15 protein-coding genes are annotated in these 19920 nt (G+C 59.6%); 5 read left to right on the top strand and 10 right to left on the bottom strand.

Annotated elements, in window-relative coordinates; genetic code table 11:
- Positions 1-302: 302 nt before the first annotated feature.
- From uvsE to DQG13_RS25320, 4 genes are all read right to left on the bottom strand, one after another.
- On the bottom strand, positions 303-1295 hold the full coding sequence (gene uvsE / locus DQG13_RS25335) for a UV DNA damage repair endonuclease UvsE (RefSeq protein ID WP_113022973.1): 993 nt from the start codon (positions 1293-1295) through the stop codon (positions 303-305).
- A 75-nt stretch (positions 1296-1370) separates the two neighbouring features.
- Positions 1371-1697, bottom strand: a complete 327-nt coding sequence (locus DQG13_RS25330) for a hypothetical protein (RefSeq protein WP_113022972.1) — start codon at positions 1695-1697, stop codon at positions 1371-1373.
- 174 nt (positions 1698-1871) lie between these two features.
- Positions 1872-2834 carry a D-alanine--D-alanine ligase family protein gene (locus tag DQG13_RS25325; protein WP_181592989.1) on the bottom strand — a complete coding sequence of 321 codons (963 nt, stop codon included), beginning with the start codon at positions 2832-2834 and terminating at the stop codon, positions 1872-1874.
- Positions 2835-2873: 39 nt separating this feature from the next.
- Positions 2874-3863, bottom strand: coding sequence for an amidase domain-containing protein (locus tag DQG13_RS25320; RefSeq protein ID WP_113022970.1), 990 nt, complete (start codon positions 3861-3863; stop codon positions 2874-2876).
- Positions 3864-4056: 193 nt separating this feature from the next.
- Here DQG13_RS25320 and acnA point away from each other — a divergent pair, with 193 nt between their 5' ends.
- Both acnA and DQG13_RS25310 read left to right on the top strand, forming a co-directional pair.
- Entirely contained in the window at positions 4057-6765 is a 2709-nt protein-coding gene (acnA, locus tag DQG13_RS25315) for an aconitate hydratase AcnA (RefSeq protein WP_113022969.1), read from the top strand.
- Positions 6766-6927: 162 nt separating this feature from the next.
- Positions 6928-7929: an S-layer homology domain-containing protein gene (locus DQG13_RS25310; RefSeq protein ID WP_146767201.1), complete on the top strand. Its 1002-nt coding sequence runs from the start codon at positions 6928-6930 to the stop codon at positions 7927-7929.
- On the opposite strand, the gene DQG13_RS25305 is transcribed toward DQG13_RS25310, so the two are convergent.
- A complete protein-coding gene (locus DQG13_RS25305; protein WP_181592988.1) occupies positions 7922-8809 on the bottom strand; it encodes an AraC family transcriptional regulator in 888 nt (295 codons plus the stop codon). The two genes, DQG13_RS25310 and DQG13_RS25305, sit on opposite strands and share 8 nt — an antisense overlap.
- Positions 8810-8938: 129 nt before the next feature.
- Here DQG13_RS25305 and DQG13_RS25300 point away from each other — a divergent pair, with 129 nt between their 5' ends.
- Together DQG13_RS25300 and DQG13_RS25295 are read left to right on the top strand one after the other, a co-directional pair.
- Entirely contained in the window at positions 8939-9985 is a 1047-nt protein-coding gene (locus tag DQG13_RS25300) for a Gfo/Idh/MocA family protein (protein WP_113022966.1), read from the top strand.
- Positions 9986-9988: 3 nt separating this feature from the next.
- Positions 9989-10801 carry a sugar phosphate isomerase/epimerase family protein gene (locus tag DQG13_RS25295; RefSeq protein ID WP_113022965.1) on the top strand — a complete coding sequence of 271 codons (813 nt, stop codon included), beginning with the start codon at positions 9989-9991 and terminating at the stop codon, positions 10799-10801.
- 57 nt (positions 10802-10858) lie between these two features.
- Here the strand turns inward: DQG13_RS25295 and DQG13_RS25290 are convergent, their stop codons facing one another.
- The 4 genes from DQG13_RS25290 to DQG13_RS25275 all read right to left on the bottom strand — a co-directional run bounded on the left by DQG13_RS25290 (position 10859) and on the right by DQG13_RS25275 (position 17912).
- The gene (locus tag DQG13_RS25290) at positions 10859-13846 is read right to left on the bottom strand and encodes a golvesin C-terminal-like domain-containing protein (RefSeq protein WP_113022964.1); all 2988 of its coding nucleotides are present in this window, start codon (positions 13844-13846) and stop codon (positions 10859-10861) included.
- A 256-nt stretch (positions 13847-14102) separates the two neighbouring features.
- Positions 14103-14768: an RraA family protein gene (locus tag DQG13_RS25285; protein WP_113022963.1), complete on the bottom strand. Its 666-nt coding sequence runs from the start codon at positions 14766-14768 to the stop codon at positions 14103-14105.
- A 19-nt stretch (positions 14769-14787) separates the two neighbouring features.
- Positions 14788-15975, bottom strand: a complete 1188-nt coding sequence (locus DQG13_RS25280; protein WP_113022962.1) for a glycoside hydrolase family protein — start codon at positions 15973-15975, stop codon at positions 14788-14790.
- Between the two features lie 50 nt (positions 15976-16025).
- Positions 16026-17912 (bottom strand): glycosyl hydrolase, encoded by a 1887-nt coding sequence (locus DQG13_RS25275; protein ID WP_113022961.1) that lies wholly within the window; start codon positions 17910-17912, stop codon positions 16026-16028.
- Positions 17913-18112: 200 nt separating this feature from the next.
- Here DQG13_RS25275 and DQG13_RS25270 point away from each other — a divergent pair, with 200 nt between their 5' ends.
- Entirely contained in the window at positions 18113-18892 is a 780-nt protein-coding gene (locus DQG13_RS25270) for a helix-turn-helix transcriptional regulator (protein WP_181592987.1), read from the top strand.
- Between the two features lie 3 nt (positions 18893-18895).
- On the opposite strand, the gene DQG13_RS25265 is transcribed toward DQG13_RS25270, so the two are convergent.
- Positions 18896-19891, bottom strand: a complete 996-nt coding sequence (locus DQG13_RS25265) for a glycoside hydrolase family protein (RefSeq protein ID WP_113022959.1) — start codon at positions 19889-19891, stop codon at positions 18896-18898.
- Positions 19892-19920 lie beyond the last annotated feature (29 nt).

Raw genomic sequence — 19920 nt, 5'->3', positions numbered from 1 at the left:
ATATTTGGTCTATTTGGTTCGGCTATTGAGAACGCCTCTCATGGGACGGTAGATGCAACGCTAGTGAGGCTGTGTCCGCCTGCATCCCAGCATTCCCTCACCCGAATCTGCACCTCGCACACAGCAAAAAACCTGACCGCCACCGGCCAGGCTTCATTGCCGTCGCTCTGCAGGAACAGCCGTCCCAGATATCTTCAAGCCCCGCGAGTGTCCCGCTTTCCCCTTCTGCACACGCTCTCCAACACACACGCTATCCTCAAAATGGAGAGTCCGTTCATCTCTCCAAGCCCGCCGCAGCCCGCTCACAGCTCCACACTGGCCTGGTCCACCTGCCGGACTCCCTGCATCTCCGCCAAATCCTCCATCAGCCGGAACAGCGCCCCGTCCTTCATCTTCGCCTCCAGCATTACGTCCAGAGCGGGTGTGTCCGGGGCAATCTCCCGTAAGAATTCCAGCAGCGGACCCGCCTCCACATAATCCGCGTGAGCCCGAACGTCCTTGCCTTCTCGGGGGCTGGAGACATGAATCTTGGGCGGCAGGGCCGGCAAACCCAAGGATTCCGGTTCATCCATCCCGGCGTTCTCCCATGTCCGGAGAATCCGCGGCCACAGGGAGACGGCGCTCTCCCCGTCATTGTTCACCGCATGATGATGCAGGTCCAGCACCATGGGCGTTCCCACCTCTTCGCAAAGCGCCAGCGTCTCCGCCGCCGTAAAGGTCTTGTCGTCATTCTCCAGCGTAATCCGCTCCCGCACCTCCCAGGGAAGAGCAAGGAAATGGCGGATGAACCGCTCTCCCGCCGCCTGCTTGTCCCCGTAGCTGCCGCCCACATGGATATTGCATTTGGCGTTGCGGTTTAGGCCCATGGCCGTAAGCATGGCATGATGCCGCCCCAGATCGGCCGCGGAGTTGTCCAGCACATCCCGGCGGGGCGTGGACAGCACCGTAAAATGGTCGGGATGAAAGCTTGTCCGCATCCGGTGCAGGCGCACATATTCCCCAACCTGGGCGAAGGGCTCCGAAAGCGCCGCGAAGGGGTCCCAGCCCGCAAGCAGCTCATGCCCAACAAGGGGAATCAGCTTGGAGGAAAACCGGTACAGATGAATATCGCTGGCCCGGTTATGCCGGAGCAGCCGCAGGGTATTGTGCAGATTCTCCGCCGCAATGCGTTCCAGCTTGCGGATGGCGGCCTCCCGGTCCTCCAGCTTGGCGAAGGAGGTGGCGGTCATGGTTTTGGAGGGGGAAGCCTGAGACACAACAGTGGACATGGCCACATAACCAAAACGGACAATCACAGGCAAGTCACTCCCGGCAAGTATTCGGTCTCCATATCTGGATAGCCTTCCCGCCGTCTGCCGGAATCATCCGTTTTACTCCGCCGCTTCCTTGTCCCCGAAAAACATTTCATAAGCCAGCGCCGTCTGCACTCTGGCCTCTTCCTCCGTCAGCTTGCGGAGCAGATCCATCTCCACCAGGGTCACCTCTTTGCCCTGAAAATTGATTTCGGCAATGGAGGCGGTAATTTTGACAATGGCGATAGCCTGGTTCTGCGGCGTGTAGGCAATTACCTTCTGGCCGGTGGGGTATACGCGGAAGCCGGATTTGACCATTTTGCACTTGCCGTATTCCAGCAAATCGTGAAGCTCCTGCTCGTTCTTAAATTTGCATACCGAGTTAAATTCCGTAGCGAATCCCATTGGCGTTCCTCCTAAGGGCTTTCCTTCGGAAAGCCTGCATCGTAAGCATCCACTGGGCTATCCGAAGGATAGCCAGCATCGTAAGCATAAACTAAAGGGGGGTTCCTTTAAGAATACCATATTCTGCTGGCAATTACCCGGCCCGTTCACCCTCCCGCCAGCTCTCTTAAGCCCTCAATCGTCCGCCGCTCCGCCCGCGCCCGGCTTGCCCGCTTGCTCCCAAGCAGCGCGCACCAGCCGCCGGAGCCGCTCCCCGTCCGCCGTACCGGCATTCCGCCAGACGGCGGCATGGATGCCGTCCGCTCCCAGGTCCGGGCACAAATCCGCATCCGTCAACAGCACATTGCTCTGCCCGTCGGGGGTTGCAAAAAACAGCAGCGCCGGCCCTTTGGCCTGCAAGGCGGCAAAAGCGCGCCGGGAGGCCTTCCTTATCTCTGTCTCCAGCGGGCTTCCGGCGGAAGGTTTGGCAGCCGCATCCGGCGGCTGCGGCCACGCCGGCCCCAGCTCCATCACGGCAATCTCCCCCGGCTCTTCCCCGCCTCCCAGGGCAGCGGCGTACATCCGGCCCTTGACCGTCTCCTCCGCCAACACCCGGTCGGTCTGCCGGAATATCTCCTCCACCGCCGCCTGCAGCTCCTCCCGGTTGGCAGCCGTCGCCGCTTCTTGGCCGCAGCCGGAATCCGCCGGTCCGATCCGGCAGGGATACCCCAGGGTCAGCTCCATTTCGATGAGAAAATAGGCGGAGTCCTGCTCCCATTGGGAATGGGTGAAGGTGCGGAACAGGCTTTGGGGCACACGCTCCCCTGCCAAAAGCCTGCGCAGCAGCACCCGGTCGGCCCCCAGGACTGCCCCTGCCGGCTCCAGCCCCGCCACAGCAATGCCCAGCACCTCCGCGTATGCGGCAAGCCGGCGCAGCTCCCGCCTGCTGTGAACTCCCGCAGGCAGCAGCACATCCGCCCTGGGCACGCTCCCTGTGACGGCTTGTGCGTTTCCAACAGGGAGTTCTTTGATGACAGCGGCATACCCCTGCCCCTGGAGCAGCTCCGCCATACTCCTGGCGGCAAGCCGGCGCAGCCGCTGCTCCGCTTTATCTGGACTGCGGATATAGATCACTCCGATACGGATTTCCTCATTCAAGGCCGACCCTTCTTTCATTCAAGCGGGATATGAAACTGCTCACGGTTCCAGAATATGAAAGAACCGGTATTTGGTTGCCTCCGTCCACGCATAGGAATCGCTGTAATCCCAATACCGGTGGCGGCAATTTACAGTATGGGCATTCACCAGGGGCATCCCGTCGGGATCGAAATCCGTCACCACCGTACTGTGCCCGTAACGGCCGTCGCCGTTCCAACTGTAGCTGATCACATCTCCCGGCTCCAGCTCCTTGGGCGAACCCACTTCCTCGGCCCGGAGCCCGGCGTTCCGTTTGCCCCCCAGATACAGCTGCAGAGCATTGGCCACCGCCCAGCTGTAGCTCCACAGCTCCTGGCTTCCGCTCCGGCCCCGGTACCACCAGCCGGCCTCCCGGCGGCCGGTATAATCCATATAGTGGCCCCCTGCCAGAATGCATTGGGATACATAATTGGAGCAATCCACCTCAAAGGCCAAATAAGCGGGATTGGGGGTTTCCCAGAATCTTTCGGCGTATTCCACCGCCAGCCTCCGGTTGTAGGCCCCCTTATTGCGGGAAACCGCCTGCAGCCCCTGCCTGAGAAAAGGCGGCGGCAGCGGCTGCCTGACCTCCTCCGCTATTTCCGGCAACAGCCCCGCCCGTTCATCCCGGTCGGCGTAAGGAGACCGCTCCACACGCTGCAATAAACAAACGCCTTCCCGCACTGATGCAAAGGTAAGCCGCTCCGTCCACCAGCTATCCTCCGTCAGCGTCCGGCTGCCGACACTTCCCTGAAAGGATTGGGCCAGCCGGATATCCACAATAGCCTCCCGCTCCGAGGTTTCCACCTGCTTGACGCCCAGCCGGATTTCCGAGCGGACCGGCGCCAGCCCGCGGATCAGATGCTGCAGCCTGCGGCGCTCCTGCCGCGCTTCCATTTGGCGCAGGAATTCCCCGTCTGCCGTCAGCTGCCGCAGCGGGCCGATGTCGTAATCCGTTTCCGTCTGGTTGCGGGCATGGATAAAATCGTACAGCGCCAGCTTCCAATTCATGCCGGTCCCCTCCTCTTCCAGCTTGGCTTAACACCCAATAAAGCTCAGGTACAATATATGAGGATTGCCGGGGGTTCATGAATGGGAAACAAGGCAATTTGGCATTTACGAACAGCAGGAAACCCGCTATACTGAAGATAACGATATTTTGAAATAAAGTTTCATTAGATGAAACTAAGGAGGCTAACTATTTATGTCCTACCAGGATCGTTACTCGGTCAAAAAGAAGCTTTCCGCAGGCGGCAAGGAATACGCTTACTATGATCTTCCCGCCCTGTCCGCACAATTCGGAAGCATCGACCGCCTTCCCTTTTCCATTAAGGTGCTGCTGGAGGCCGCTGTCCGCCAATTCGACGGCCGGGCCATCACCGAAGAGCACGTGAAGCAAATTGCCGGATGGGCCGAAGGGCGGGATGCCAATAAGGAAATTCCCTTTATCCCCGCGCGGATTGTGCTCCAGGACTTCACCGGCGTTCCTGTCGTTGTGGATCTGGCAGCCATGCGGTCCGCCATGAAGGCCTCCGGCGGCGACCCCAAAAAAATCAACCCGCTGGTCCCCGTGGACCTGGTGATCGACCACTCCATCATGGTGGACGCCTTCGGCTCCAAGGAAGCGGAGGAATACAACACCAAGGTGGAGTTTGAGCGCAACGGGGAACGGTACCGCTTCCTGCGCTGGGCGCAAACCGCCTTTGACAACTTCCGCGCCGTGCCTCCGGGAACGGGCATTGTGCACCAGGTCAACCTGGAATACCTGGCCTCCGTTACCGCTGTGAAAAAAGTCGGCGGCGAGCTTGTAGCCTACCCCGATTCTCTCGTCGGCACCGACTCCCACACCACCATGATCAACGGCCTGGGCGTTGTGGGCTGGGGCGTGGGCGGCATCGAGGCGGAAGCCTGTATGCTGGGCCAACCTCTCTACTTTGTTACGCCGGATGTCATCGGCTTCAAGCTCACCGGCAGCCTCCCGGAAGGGGCCACCGCCACCGACCTGGCCTTGACCGTCACCCAGATGCTCCGCAAAAAGGGCGTCGTGGGCAAATTCGTGGAATACTATGGCCCCGGCTTATCCGGCATGAGCCTGGCCGACCGGGCTACCGTCGCCAATATGAGCCCGGAATACGGAGCAACCGTCGGCTTTTTCCCGGTGGATGACGAAACCCTGAACTACCTGCGCCTGACCGGCCGGGACGAGGAGCAAATCGCCCTGGTGGAGGCCTATTACAAGGCCCAGGGCATGTTCCGCACCGACAGCACCCCCGATCCGGTGTTCAGCGATACCATTGAGCTGGACCTGTCCACCGTGGTGCCCAGCCTGGCCGGGCCCAAACGTCCCCAGGACCGGGTGGAGCTGTCCCGCATGAAGGAAGCCTACAATACAACAGTGCGGGCTCCTTTGGATAAGGGCGGCTACGGCCTGCCGGAGCAGAAGCTGGCGGAGGAGGAGGTCACCATCTATTCCCCCGATGGCAAAAGCTCCCTTATGCGCAACGGCGCTGTGGTTATCGCCGCCATCACCAGCTGTACCAACACCTCCAACCCCAGCGTCATGCTGGGCGCCGGTCTCGTCGCCAAAAAAGCGGTGGAGCGCGGCTTGACCAAACCCGCTTACGTCAAAAGCAGCCTGACCCCCGGCTCCCTGGTGGTCACCGAATATCTGAAAAACGCCGGACTGCTCCCCGCCCTGGAGGAACTGGGCTTCCACGTCACCGGCTACGGCTGCGGCACCTGCATCGGCAACAGCGGTCCGCTGCCGGATGAAGTGTCCAAGGCCGTGGCCGACAACGACATGACCGTAGCCGCCGTCCTCTCCGGCAACCGGAACTTCGAGGGCCGGGTCCATGCCCAGGTGAAGGCCAACTATCTGGCTTCGCCGCCTTTGGTCGTAGCTTATGCCCTGGCGGGAACCGTGAACATTGATTTGACCACCGAGCCCATCGGCTATGACAAGAGCAATACGCCGGTGTTCCTGAAGGATATCTGGCCCACCAACGAAGAGATTCAGGAAGCGGTGAAGTCCGCTCTTGATCCCGCCATGTTCCGGGACAAATACAAGAACGTCTTCAACGCCAACGAACGCTGGAACGCCATCGAGGTGCCGGAGGGCGAGCTGTACGAATGGGACGCCTCCTCCACCTATATTCAGGAGCCCCCCTTCTTCAAGGATTTGGCAGCGGAGCCGGGCCATATCGGGAATATCGGCGGCGCGCGGGTGCTGGCGCTTTTGGGCGACTCCGTGACCACCGACCATATTTCTCCGGCGGGCAACATCAAGGCGGATTCTCCCGCAGGCAAATATCTTATCGGCCATGGCGTCAAGCGGGAGGACTTCAACTCCTACGGCTCCCGCCGCGGCAACCATGAGGTGATGATGCGGGGCACCTTCGCCAACATCCGCATCCGCAACGCCGTAGCCCCGGGCACCGAAGGCGGCGTCACCACCTACCTGCCCACAGGCCAGGTGGAGTCCATCTACGACGCCTCCATGAAGTACCAGGAGGCCGGCACCAACCTGGTGGTCATCGCCGGTAAGGAATACGGCACCGGTAGCTCCCGGGACTGGGCCGCCAAGGGCACCCTGCTTTTGGGCGTCAAGGCCGTCATCACCGAAAGCTATGAGCGGATTCACCGCAGCAATCTGGTGGGCATGGGCGTGCTGCCCCTGCAATTTGTGGACGGGGCGGACTGGAAGAGTCTGGGCATCACGGGTACAGAAACCTTCTCCGTCTCCGGCTTAAGCGACAGCATCCAGCCCGGCCAGCAGGTCACCGTCACCGCCGTCCGCACCGACGGCAGCAGCTTCACCTTCCCCGCGGCGGTCCGCCTGGACAGTCTGGTGGATGTGGACTACTACAAGAACGGCGGCATCCTGCAAACCGTACTTCGCCAATTGATGGCGTAACGCCTATATGGAATAAAACCAGCCTCCGGCCGCAGGGTCGGGGGCTGGTTTTATTTTCCTGAGCGAAGGGGAGAATAGGCGAAAGGAGGCAAAAGCTTGGTATCTGCCGCTGCTGCAACCTTTTTCCCGTTGCGGGCGTCAGTAAGGCTGGAGGTGATTCCTTTGAATCCATTAACCAAACGAATTTCTGTTGTTGTGTTGGCTGCCGCTATGCTGGGAGGAACTGCCGCCTTCGCATTCAGCGACATATCCCAGGACCCTGCCCAAACCAAGATTGAAAGTCTGCGCAAGGATGGTGTGCTTTCGGGGATGGACGGTGACCGTTTCGCTCCCAAGGAGGTTCTGACCTACGATCAGGGCATCCGGCTTCTTGTCAAAGGCTTAGACCTGAGTCTTGCCCATATCAGCTTCATCAAGGCTCCCAAGGCCAGCGATTATTACACCCATGTCCCGGATGACGCCTGGTATGCCGAGGATTTCATCATCGCCCAGCACAACGGGCTGGAGCTCCCTCAGGATGTGGACCCGTCCAGCCAGCTGACCCGCGAGCAATTTGCCGTGCTTCTCAACAAGGCCATTCAGCAGAAGGGAAATTTTGCCGTTATCGAGCTGTTCAATATTCTGGAGGATGAGGATGCCATTGATCCTGCCGCCTCCGGCAGCATCCAGACGCTTTTGAACATGCGGGTTATCAAGCTGGAAAAGGCCCAGTTCCGGCCGAAAGCGGGCATTACCCGTTCGGAGGCAGCCGATTGGCTGTATGAGGCCAGAGCCTTCGTAGCCAGCCATACCGGCGGCGCTCCTTCCTCCGAACCCTCCACGCCGGCAGGCACGCCGGGCGCTGTGCCCGGGGCCACCCCCGTTCCCGGGGTAACCGCCGCTCCGCCGGAGGATACGCCGCTTGTCTGGAGCGAGGCTGCAGTCTCCCTGGAGAAGGCCGCCGACGGGGTAAATAAGGCTCTTGTCACCATTCAGGTGCCCCATCCCGGTTATGGCGCGGTGATTACCGGCATTGAATTTACAGGCGACAAGGAAGCGGTGATCCGCTACAGGCTGACGCCGCCCGACCCCGATATGATGTATCCCATGGTTGTTTCCAAGGTAGAACTGCAAACCTACGTCTCCTCGGAATACACCTCCGTAACTGCCCAGCAGGTCAAATAAGGGCATCGGCATGAATCGGAGCAGGGACCACCCGGTATTGATGCGGGGTGGTCCCTATTTCTTTTTTGAACAGCTGGCAAAAATACGATGCGCTCCCGTAGCCCACCTCCTCTGCAATACGCTCCACACTCCAGCTCTCCTGCCTCAGAAGGCCGCATGCCTTGCGGAGGCGCAAAGCCGTCAGGTATTCGGTGATGCTGCTTCCCGTGGCCTGCCGGAAAAAGCGCGATACATACGGCGGGCTGAGATGGAGCTCCCGGGCCGCCTTCTTCAGATCAAAGGGCTCGCGGTAATGCCGCTCCACCCAGTCCATAATCCTCTCCGCATGATATTGGCTCCGCTGCACGGGAAACACGGCCGCAGGCTGAAGAGAACGGCGGGAACGGAGCTGCTGCAGCAGACAGATCAGAAACACCGCCGTTTCCTGAATTTGCGGCTGCTCCCGGCAATTCTGCAGTTGGCTGTGAAGCTGCGCAAACAGCGCCGGTATCATATTCCCGTCCTCATGATTGTCATCGAGACATTGAACAGGCAGCTCGCGCCGCCATAAATACTGAAAAAAATCATAGAGCGCTCCCAGCGGTTTCAGATAAGCGTCATACCAGGAGGGCTCGAAGGCAAATACGGAGCGGATATAGGGGGAATTCCCCGCTTCCATCCGGATGCTGTGCAGCTGATAGGGCTGGAACATAAAGAGCATTCCCGGTCCTGCCCGGCAGATGCGGCCTTCCGTGATAATGGTCCCTTCTCCCTCGTGGATGTATAGAAATTCAAATCCCTGATGGGCATGCAGGCGGCGAAATTCCGACCCGGTCATGGTGTTGCGGTATGAAAACAAATACGACTTTGTCCGAAAATCAATATTCTCCAAATACTTCATAGTCCATCCCTCTTTTGGCTTTTGAATAATGCAGCGACATTTTTGTGTAATCCGGCGGCGATTACTGGAGCAAGCTTGTGCTACATTAATGAAGAAGAAAGCAAACTGTACAAGAGAGGAAGTCATGCCATGAACGGCAAACGGCTGCGAATCGCACTGATCGGCTGCGGCGGAATGGCCAAGAAAATCCGCAGGCGGTATCTGTCCATCCCCGGGGCGGAGCTTGCGCTTCTGGTGGATACGGATGAAGCGGAGGCGGCCTCCGCTTCCGAAGAATTGGGCGGAGTTCCCTATACCTCCCGCTTCGGGGACGCCTTGGCGGAGGAGCTGGATATGCTGGACATCAGCACGCCCAACCACCTGCATATGCCCCAGGCAGTAGCTGCCCTGCAGGCGGGAAAGCATGTGCTTATCCAGAAGCCTCTGACCCCCTCCGTTGAAGAGGCGGAACGGATTGTGGCGGTGGCCGCCCAATCAGGGAAACAAGCAGGCATGTATATGAGCTTTTTCGACAACCCTCTTTATCATGAGGCAAAAATGATTGTCGACGGCGGATGGATCGGCCGCGTCGTCTCTGTCCGGTGCAGAGGAGCCGGTATCACCGGCAGAAGCCTGAAGCCCGAGAATTGGCGCGCCTCGGCGGAAAAAACCGGCGGCGGCGCTTTTATCCAATTGGCCCTCCATCCCGTGAATATGGTCCAGTGGCTGATCGGCGACACCATTGAAAGTGTGGCCGCTTTTTGCCACAACCGGTTTTCTCCCCATGTGGGCGGCGACGATGCGTCGGCAGCCATCTGCCGGTTTGCGGGCGGGGCGCTGGGAACACTGGAGGCGTCCTACTGCAGCCCCCAATTTTCCCTGGCCGTGTTCGGCACGGAAGGCTATATCATCATTACCGAAAGCAACAGGGTGGAGGCCCAGCTGCGCGCCCCTTTCCAGGGAGCCTTCATCCGCTGTTTGCAGGCGGAGACGGTTTATGACGCCGTTTTCCCCCAATTCACTCCCTCCTCTGTTCAGCTGGATCATAATCCCTATAATCAGCATGCCGCTTTTGTTTCGGCTGTGCTCGAGGGCCGGACCCCTCCCGTCCCTGTGGAGCACGGCTTGCGGGATCTGAGGATCGTACAGGCCGTGTACCGTTCGGCCCGGGAGCAAACTTTTGTAAAGGTGGAGTAGCATATGCGCTTATCCCTGTGTTCCACAGGCAATAAGGACGAAGCTTTGGAGTCCATTATCCCCCGCGCCGCCCGCATCGGCTATGACGGAATCGAGATCTGGCAGGGGCATCTGGACGCTTGCCTGGACGCAGACGGCGGAGTGGAGAGACTGAGCGGGCTGCTGCGGGACAGCGGGCTTCAGGCTTCGGTCATCGCGGCGTCCACCGCATTCATTGCCGAAGAGGAGCGGCTCCCCCAGGCATTGGACCAGGCGAAGCAGCTGTGCGGATGCGCCCGGAAGCTGGGAGGAGCCCACGTGCGCCTGTTTCTCGATTGGATCGGCTCGGCGGAAGCAACGGAAGCCCAATGGATAAGGGCGGCGCAGGGGCTTAAGGCCATATGCCGGACGGCGGAGCAAAACGGCGTATTCATCATCATGGAGACCCATCACGGCCAATTGACGGATACCACTCCGGCCACGCTGCGGCTCCTTGAGCTTGTGGACTCCCCGCAGCTGAAGGTGAATCTGGACATCTACAACCTGTTTCATATGGGCGAAAATCCGCTGCAGGCCCTTCAGGCGCTGTGGCCGCATACAGTGAATATCCATCTCAAAAACGGACGGCATTCCCCCGAAGGGAAGGTGCGCTACGGCTATCCGCTCAGGGAGGGAGACATGGACTTTATGCCCTTTCTTCGGCAAATCCGGCAGCTGGAATACGGCGGCTTCGCGGCAATTGAATGGTTCGGCGACAGCTACTGGGACGCGGCGGAATCGGAGCTGCGGTGGCTGAAGGAGACGGAACGGGCCTGGTCCAACCCCGGATTCGGCTGAAAGCGCCGCTTAACCAATATGCCCATACCCGGCCTTGAACCGGGTATGGGCTTCATCTTATTTGTGAATCAGCCGGACCGCATTGGAGCGGATATAGCCCGATACGGTTTTGGTAAGGCGGATATAGTCGGCAGTGCCGGGAGACAGCCAATAATCGCCGACATATTCCCAGCCGGAGACTCCGTCCGCCGGGTATAAGGGCTTCGTATCCGCACCCCCGGTATAATGAACATCAATCTGGGCCGAGACTGCATTCCCCTGCCCGACTACCTTGTAAATATATATCTCATACAAGCCCGCCGTAGGCACGTCCGGCGTCCACCGGGCATAGGCGCCCGACGATGAGCTGAACCGGGTCTTGCTGCCATTATACCCCTTCAAGCTGCTGCCCTGCCAGTTGCCCGACTCCGTATATTGGCCGGCGCTTTCCGTATCCACGTAAAGCTCGGAGGGGTTCAGCACAAACTTGACGGCATCCGAGCGCACATAGCCGCCCGACTCCGTCTTGGCGATGCGCACATAATCCCCCGGCGTCAGGGAATAGTCCCCCAGATAAACCCAGCCCGAGGCTCCCTCCGTCAGATTCATCGACCGGCTGTCCGTCACTCCCCTGTACGAAACGCTCACTTGGGCATTGGTGTGGGAACTGGGGCCCACCACCTTGTAGAAGTATACGGAATAATTGCCCGGGGCCCCGATGCCGGGGGTCCATTGGGCATAAGAGCCGCCTGCTCCCGCATAACGGGTGAAGCTTCCGTTGTAGCCGGACAGTCCGCTTCCCTGCCAGTTGCCGGATTCGCTGTAGCCGGGATCGCCGCCGTCGATCACATGGACCGTTTCGAAGGCAGGCATAAACCGCATGGCATCGGTGCGCAGATAACTGCCGGCGGCATTCTCCACCTTCACATAACCGCCTGCCCCCGCCAGAAACGGATAGGTGCCCAGGGAAATCCACTGGTTCCCTTCGACGGTCTGATTCTTGAAAATTTCCTGGGAGCCGCCGTTATAATATACAGTGTATTTGGCATTGACGGTGGCATTGCTGTGCTTCGGAATCCAGACAAAGACTTCATAGTCGCCGGATGCGGCCAAGGCGGGAATCCAGACGGCCGCAGCGCCTGCCGTGTTGGAGGTCCGGGTGGAGGTATTGGCCCAGCCCTTGATGCCGGAGCCCGACCAGCTTCCCGAAAGCTCCATATATCCCGATCCGGTTCCGTCAATGACGGTAATGGGCCGGAGCACCTCGGTTACGGCAGCCGATCCGGCTGATTCGTTGCCGTAATAATCCACCGCCGTAATGTGGAAGGTATATATGTTGCCGTTCTCCAGATCCTTCACCATGTATTGGGCGTCCGGATACAGCTCTCCGCCGCTGACCGGGGAAGTATTGATCTTCACATTGTTCAGATAAACATTGTATCCCCGCACGTCCAGCTCCGTATTTTTGATCCAGTTCAGCACCGCCAGACCGTCGGAGGTTTCCACGGAGAATGGGCCGGGAGCCGCAGGCGCATACGTGTCCGCAGGAATCTGAACCGCCGCAGGCCCCGATGGGGCTGACTCGTTGCCTGAGTGATCAACGGCGCTCATCGTCAGCGTATGGCCCTGTCCGGCCCGCATCCGGTTAAAGGAAAAGCTGGTGCCCGCCACAAGATTCCAGTTCATCTTGATCCCGTCCAGGTATACATTGTACCCGGCTATATCCGGCTCGCTGTTGGCGGTCCAGGTCCAGGTTGCGATGGCATCCCCGTCGGCGGGAGACAGGCTTGCCGTTCCGGTGAATCCGGCCGGGGCGGCAGGGGGCACGGCGTCAGCCGGTGTTTCCGGCATCACCGCCGCAGGCACGAACATCACCGCATCCGCCCGCAGAGAGCCTGCAGCCGCGCTGTCCTTGGACACCCTGACATATTCATTGCCGCTTCCGGCAAAGGAATACGTTCCCAGGCTGACCCATTGCTGCCCGGCCGTGCTCTGGTCCACATAGACAGCGGCTGCAACCGTCCCGGCTTCATGAGACACGGTATACACCGCATGGCTGTCCGAGGAGCTGTAGAAGCTGGGGTTCCAGGCGAATACCTCATACTGTCCGGCGTAGGGCAGAGCCGCGTCCCATTGGGCCCACGAGCCTGCGGCATCCGTGTAGCGGGTATCCTTGTCGTTGAAGCCATAAGCAAGCTTGGTGCCTGACCATCCCCCCGACTCGCTGTAGCCAGGCTGGGCATTGTCCCGGATAATGGCTCCATACGGTGCCTGAAGCAGGTCCGTTTTTTTGTAGAAGCGGAAATAATCATACGTTACTTCACCGGGCAGGTTAGTGGCATCAACCGGCTCGGTATAGCCCAGGGAGGTCAACCAGACGTTCTGGGTTCCGTGGGGGCCGGGATAATCCACCGTATTGGTCAATACGCCGTCCACATAGAATTTCACCTGGGTAGGGGTCCATTCCCAGCCGTAAACATGATAATCGGCGGCAGTATTGATCTTCTTGTAGACTCCCCCCTTATGAATCACATGGGAGGGGGTGTAATAGTGGGTATTGGTGTACACCTCGCCGGGAGCATGCCCGTCCACCTCGAACCCGTCAATTTCATTCACTTGATTGTTCGGACCCGAATAATCCGCCGTGTTGAACGGCACGCCCATCAGCCAGAAGGAAGAGTGAAAGCCCTTGTCCGGCCACAGCTTCGCCTTGGTCTCGTAGTAGCCGTACCCGAACAGCCTTTTGGAGATGACGCCGCCGCAGGTGTAGTTCATGCTCCCCGCCGTTTCCTGCTTCAGGGCAATCCGCAGAAAGCCTTCCCGCTCCGTCACATTTTCCGGCAAATTGGCGCATATGACGCGATTCCCCTGACGGTACAGCCATTCATCGGCATCCACACTCCCATCGTCAAACTCATCCGCCCACTCCAGCTGGTAGACATCGCTTGGAGGCGCCCCGTAAGCCTTGCTGCCGGCCGCCAGCAGAGCCATCAGCAGCATAGCTGCCAGCGCCAACAGCGCCAAAGGCAGCCTTCCGGCCAAACCATTGATCCTTTCCTTAGCCATAACTCAATCCTCCCTTAAATGATCACCCGTTTCCTTCTCAAAATGTCCTGGCGCACAGCCCAAAAGAAATCGCTTACAAACCGCTGTCTGCACAGCGCCAATAGGCTCCGCTGTTTTCCGTCGCAGAACCGGCATCGCTCCTTTCCCGCTGAATCCGCATAGGAGGGCAGCTTCCCGCCCTCCTGCAATTGTAAGATCATCCCAAAAACTGGACAATGGTTTTTCTTGTCATGGTCTTGGCTTTTCTTCCTGCCTTCTACAAAATTCCGAAGGTGCGGAAAGCCTCCGAGCAAAGCATGCCGTTCTGAAGGGCCGCACGGACGCCATTCTCACCCGTGGCCTTGGCCAGCGCCAGTTCAATGGCTTGCCGCTCCGCCTGCCGGGGAACAACGGTGATGCCGTCGCTGTCTCCGAACAGAATGTCCCCCGGTTCAATGCGAACCCCGCCGATTTCCACCGGCACCTGATAGGCGACCACATCCAGCCTTCCTTTGGAATCCGCCGGTCTGGTTCCCCTTGCATACACCGGGAAGCCCATCTCCCTGATTCTGCGGGTATCCCGGCACAGGCCGTCCACCACAGCGCCTGTGCCGCCTCTGGCCCGGCATGCCGTGGACAGCAGCTCGCCCCAGAAGGCCGCTTTGTCCGAGCCGCCGGTCTGGACCACGAATACCTCCTCCGGATCAATGGCATCCACCGCCTCCATCTGCAGCTTGTAAGGCTCGGCGGGAATAACGGATACTTCCGCGGCTATGGCCGTAAAAGCCCGCCCCATGAGCACAAGGCCGCTGTCCAAAGGAACCAGTCCCGGGTCAAGGGTTTGCCTCCGCCACCCCAGATCGTCCAGCACATCGCTCAGCACGGCGGAATAAAGCAGCTTCCGCAGTTCCTTCCAGTCTTCCGCATCCAACGAATGATCCATCCGCTGCCATCCTCCCTTGTTATCTGCCCAGCCGGTGGGCCATATCCAGCTGCAGGGGATTTTTCCCCGCCAGAATCATCAGATTCTCCAAAAAATAATAGTCGCCCCAAATGACGAACTCGCCGACCCCCTTGTTCTGGGGCTTGTGATAGACCCCTTCCCGCAGCAATCCCCAGGCCTCCCCGTCCGCCGCTGCGCCATGGCGTTCGATGAGACTCAGCATGGCGGACCGGGAAACGCGCAGACAGGCTTCCCGGATCTCCTCCGGCACAGTCTGCAAAGCGGCCAGCCGCAGCATGCCGTTGACAGCCAGGGCAAGGGAGGAGGTATCCCGCTCCTCCTCCGGCACCTGAAAGTCCCAGGGGGGAATCAGGCTGTCCGGCAGCCGGTCCACATACCAGTCCAGCATCTCCAAGGCAACGCGGAGGAAGTCGGGGTCGCCCGTGAAGGCGTAGGAAACGGGGAAGCCCTGAATCCCCCAGGCCTGCCCCCGGCTCCAGGTGGAATCATCCGCGCAGCCCTGGGCCGTCCTGATTCCGACGGGCTCTTCCGTCTCCGGATCGAAGAGGAAGGTATGGCCGCTGGAATAATCCGGACGCACCAGCCGCTCCCTTATCATACGCGCCTGCCGGACGGCCAGCTCCCTGTAATAGGGATCGCCTGTTGTCTCGGCCGCCCACAGCCACAGGGGAGTGCAGCACAGGCTGTCGATAATGGTTCGTCCGCCGTTGACCCCGCGGTCGCCGGGAAAGCCCCACGCTTGCAGGAATTCCCCCTTCTCGTGAAAGCGGGTGGACAGCAGCGCTGCGGCGCGAAGGGCCACATGCTTCCATTTCTCCTCTCCGGTAACATGAAAACCGCGGACCGCCGTCATATCATAGATGACTCCCACATCATGGCAGTGGATGTAGGGCTGGTTGAAGCGGCGGTTATACCCTTCGAAGTGGCCGTCGGCCGCCCTCTTGAACACGGAATCCCCCGTCTGGTAATAGGCCATCCACAGCCAGGCCGTCCAGTAGCCGGATACCCATGTGGAATTGGCCGTCAGCGTGTACCGGTTTCCTTCGCCGTAGTACGGGAACTGCTCTCCGAAGCGGCGGATATTCTCCTCCGTCTTATCCATAACCTTGGCCAGTGTTTGGCTGAACACCCGTTGGCAATGGGCCTCATCCGTTGGAAGCGATAAAGCTCTGGCTTTTAATCCCATACGCTCACTCTCCTTTATTTTCCTATGCCGCAGCAAAGTGTATCTCCCCGTCAAGGGTGCAGCGTGATGCGGAAGGCGATGGCATTCCCCTGCCGCTCCAGCCGCACAACCCGCAGCAGGCCGTTCCGGGAGGCATACTGCTTGCCCGGCTGCTCCTCCGCAATAACTGTATCCTCCGTCAGAGGGCGAACACACAGCGTGCCTCCCCTGTAGCGGACGGTGACGGAGGCAGGCAGCACTTCAATCTCGCTGGCCTCCTGCCCGTCATAGGCCAGCAGAGGAATGACGGCCCCCGCCTTCTCCACCGAAGGCGGGAAGGAATAATGCATTTCAATCTCCCCGTCCCGCTGGACATACCGGCTTTCTATCTCCCCCACCTCCCCCGGCAGTCCCTTCCAATGAACGGCGAAGACGCAAAGCTCCGGAAGCTCGGTCTCCGTCCGGACGACTGCCCCGGCTCCGGAAGCCCGGCCGTCGATGCCGTCCATCATGTTGAAATCTCCGCCGCCGGGAGAGCCCTCCACAAGGGAATGCCACCTTCCGCCGGCGGCGGATTGCCAGGCGGGAGCGTAGCTGACAGGCTCCACGGCACCTTCGCTGAACAGAGTGAAGCCCGCTTCCCCGAATCCGGCGGACGAGGGACCGATGAGGGAGGGCAGCCCCGTCCGGTGAATTCTTACCATCCCCGGCAAGTTGTAAGGGTCCTGCAGGGAGGTCTGAACGATGATCTGCTGATTGCGGATGGAGGCCGCCACTGTTTGGAAGGAGCCGTCGGCCTCAAGCACATAGCCCCCTGTCTCCGCAGGGATCGCCCCTTCGGGAATATCGGGATCGGCATGCAGGATGGAGAAGGCGAGGGCGGCGGCAGTCCACATGTTGTAGGTGGCGTGCCGGGAATAAATTTCATGCCCGTGCCGCTTCTCCGGAGGATAGTAGTTCCTGACGATTCTCAGATCCCCTGCCTCCGTCTGCCATCTGGAGATAGCCTCGAAGCACAGGGCCGCTCCCCGGGTGAACGCCCTGGCCATAGTCTCCTCGCCGGAGCTCCTGGCCCTCTTGGCATAGATGGAGAAAATCATGGCGGCGGCAGCTTCATTCCACTGGTGCTGGGCGCTTCTCCCTCTGGGCGGGTACTCTCCGAGAGGGGACAGGAGGAACAGGCCGGTGGTTGCCCCCAGCCGCAGGCGCTTCTCCAGCTCCCCGGCGCCCGCCCCGGCATATCCGCTTTCATTCAGAATCTCCAGGTGATAGCGGGTTACGATATCATAGGCGAAGGGGCAGTTGGGGGAGGACAGCCGTCCATCCTGGTACAGGCCAAGCCCGGTGAACCGCGGCAATTGATATGTGGTCAAATATTTCTCCACCCAGGATTGATCCTGCGAAAGCCCCTCCCGGAACCGCAGATATTCCCCGGACAGCGCGATGGCATTCCAGTTGATGATGTCATCGGGGTCTTTCTTAGCCTCCACATAGGTATAGATCTGCTCGGGATCTATCCCGGACAAAGCCTGCCTCCAGGCCTCAAGCTGCTCCGCCGGCACATGCGGCCCCAAGAGACGGCAGGCCTCCATAATCGGAACCGGAAAAAAATCCCCATGATTCTGCGGGGCTTCTCCCCGGACCAGGCAGCCGATGCTGTGGGTCAGAGCCCTCCGGGCGGATTCCGCATACCGTTCAAAGCCGCAGGCGGCCAGAACAGAGGCGGCCAGGGCGTAGCAGGGGGTGGAATAATGCCATTCCTCGTCCGTGACGGGGTCAATAATGGCCCCGGAGGAGTCCTGCCTGCTGCGGAAGGCCTCCACAATCTCCCGGAGAAAGGAGAGCTTGCGTTCCGGAGTCCAGCGGGAGGGCGCCGGCGGCGGAGACGCCCGGACCTGCTCCTGGAAGCTTTCAATCTGCTGTCGAAATGGATGATCCTGAATATGAAATTGCTTCATGTCCGTTTCACTCCTATAAGGGTGAGTTATGATTCTTGCACTTATATTGTATCGTCCCCTGATTATGGAGCCCATGGAATATCTCATTAAACATGGATTATCGCGAACCGATATTTTCAGTCGGAAGGCAGGAAATGCGCAAGCCGCCGCCGAATGAGTATATGATAATGAAGCACCACCCCTGGAGGAGAGAAACCTGTATGGCGCATTTATGGAATCCGGAGGTAAAAGGAATCATTCACCGCGTTGCCGAGCCTCCATGGAGGCTGAACCGGTTTGTCTACGGGAGCCATGCTTTCTGCTATATTGTGGAGGGCGGCCCCACCTTTACGCTTAATCAGGCGGACCATCCGGCGCAGGCGGGAGCGCTCTTTTCCTTTATGCCCGGCGATGCTCTGGAGATTGGCATCCGGGAGCATACGGAGTTTTTCACCATTCATTTTTCATTGGAGCCTTCATTGGAGCCGGGAGAAAACGGCAGACAGGAAAGACCGTTTGGCATCCAAACGGCCGTGGTGCAGACTCCATTCATGCGAAGATGCTTTCAGGATGCGTGGCGGCTATGGAGCGCCAAGGGGGTGGGGTACGAGTGGAAGTGCAAAATTCTCCTGATGCAGATCATGGATATGCTGATGGACCAAACCCGGGCAAAGGCCGCCCGCAAGCTGCTGCTTGTGGATCAGGCCATCTCATGCATGAACCGCCATACCTCGGCAAAATTGACCCTGGACCAGTTGGGCAGCCACACCGGCGTCAGCCCCTCCTACCTGTCCCGCGTTTTCCATGAGCTGACGGGGATGAGCCCCATTGCCTATTTTAACCGGATCAAAATGGATGAAGCCAAGGAGCTGCTGCTGTCCACCCACCTTACCGTCAAGGAAGTGGCCCATAAGCTGGGATTTGCGGATGAGTTCTATTTTAGCCGGCTGTTCAAGCATACTGTGGGCGCCGCCCCCTCCGAATACAGGGGGAGGGAGTAGCCGTCAGCCCTCCAGGCCGCCGCCAGCCTCCCGGCTCAAGGGAATGATGATATTGGCGGTGCGCTCCCGCTCCTCATCGAAGGCCGCCGCACACAGAAGAGCCGCAGGGCGTCCCCCGTCGAACCAGATATAGGGACGCTCCAGAGCGGCCACAGCCTCCACCGTCCCATCCTCCCAGGCGATCTCCTTACGCAGGGCCAAAGGCGACTCCGCGGGTTTCCAATCGATCCCGTCCGCGGATTCGAACAAAGCGAGAGAGCTTGCTCCCGTCCGGGTAAAATACCCCTGAAAGTCTTTGACTATGGCATAAAAACGCCCGTCCTGAACCCAGATATAAGGGTCCTCCACGGATCTGTCGTGCTCGGGGTTCACCATAATGGGCCCGGCGATTTTCTCGAAGGGGCCCAGAGGATGGGAAGCGGCGGCGACTCCGCACACAACGGCTCCTCCCGCGGGCAGCGGCCCGTCACTCACCCCCTTGTAGACCATGATGAACCTTCCGTCCGGGCCTCTGGCTACGGTGGGATTGGATACCATCAGATGGTCCCAGGCACCCGGGCTCACGTCCAGCACCGGCTGGTCCAACCGCTGCCAAGGGCCGGCGGGATGATCCGCCCAGGCCGCGCCAATGCGCTGATGATTGCGGTGATCCCAATACTCCCCGTTGCCGTAGTTGCCCATATAATACATGTAGTACCTCCCGTCATGCTCCAGCACAGTGGGATTATGCACCACATCCCCGTCCCAGCGCCCGTGGCCGCTGCCCCGGAGCACCACATGCGAGAAGGTATACGGCCCCATCAGGCTGGAGGCCGTGGCATACGCCACCTCCGATTGGGTAACCCAGGCGTGATGCCCGGAGGCCAGGGGCCAGCGGGAGAACAGCATATGGAAGACGCCGTCTGCCGTCCGGACCACAGACGGGCACCAGACCTGATAACCCTCCATGGCAAAAAAACCATGTCCGGGAACAGGCCGAATCATTTTTTGGATATCCATGCTCTCATCCCTTTCATGAATATTGTCTG

Source organism: Paenibacillus sp. YN15, assembly GCF_003285005.1.
Lineage (GTDB): Bacteria > Bacillota > Bacilli > Paenibacillales > NBRC-103111 > Paenibacillus_AR.
This window is presented reverse-complemented; position numbering and strand designations above follow the sequence as displayed.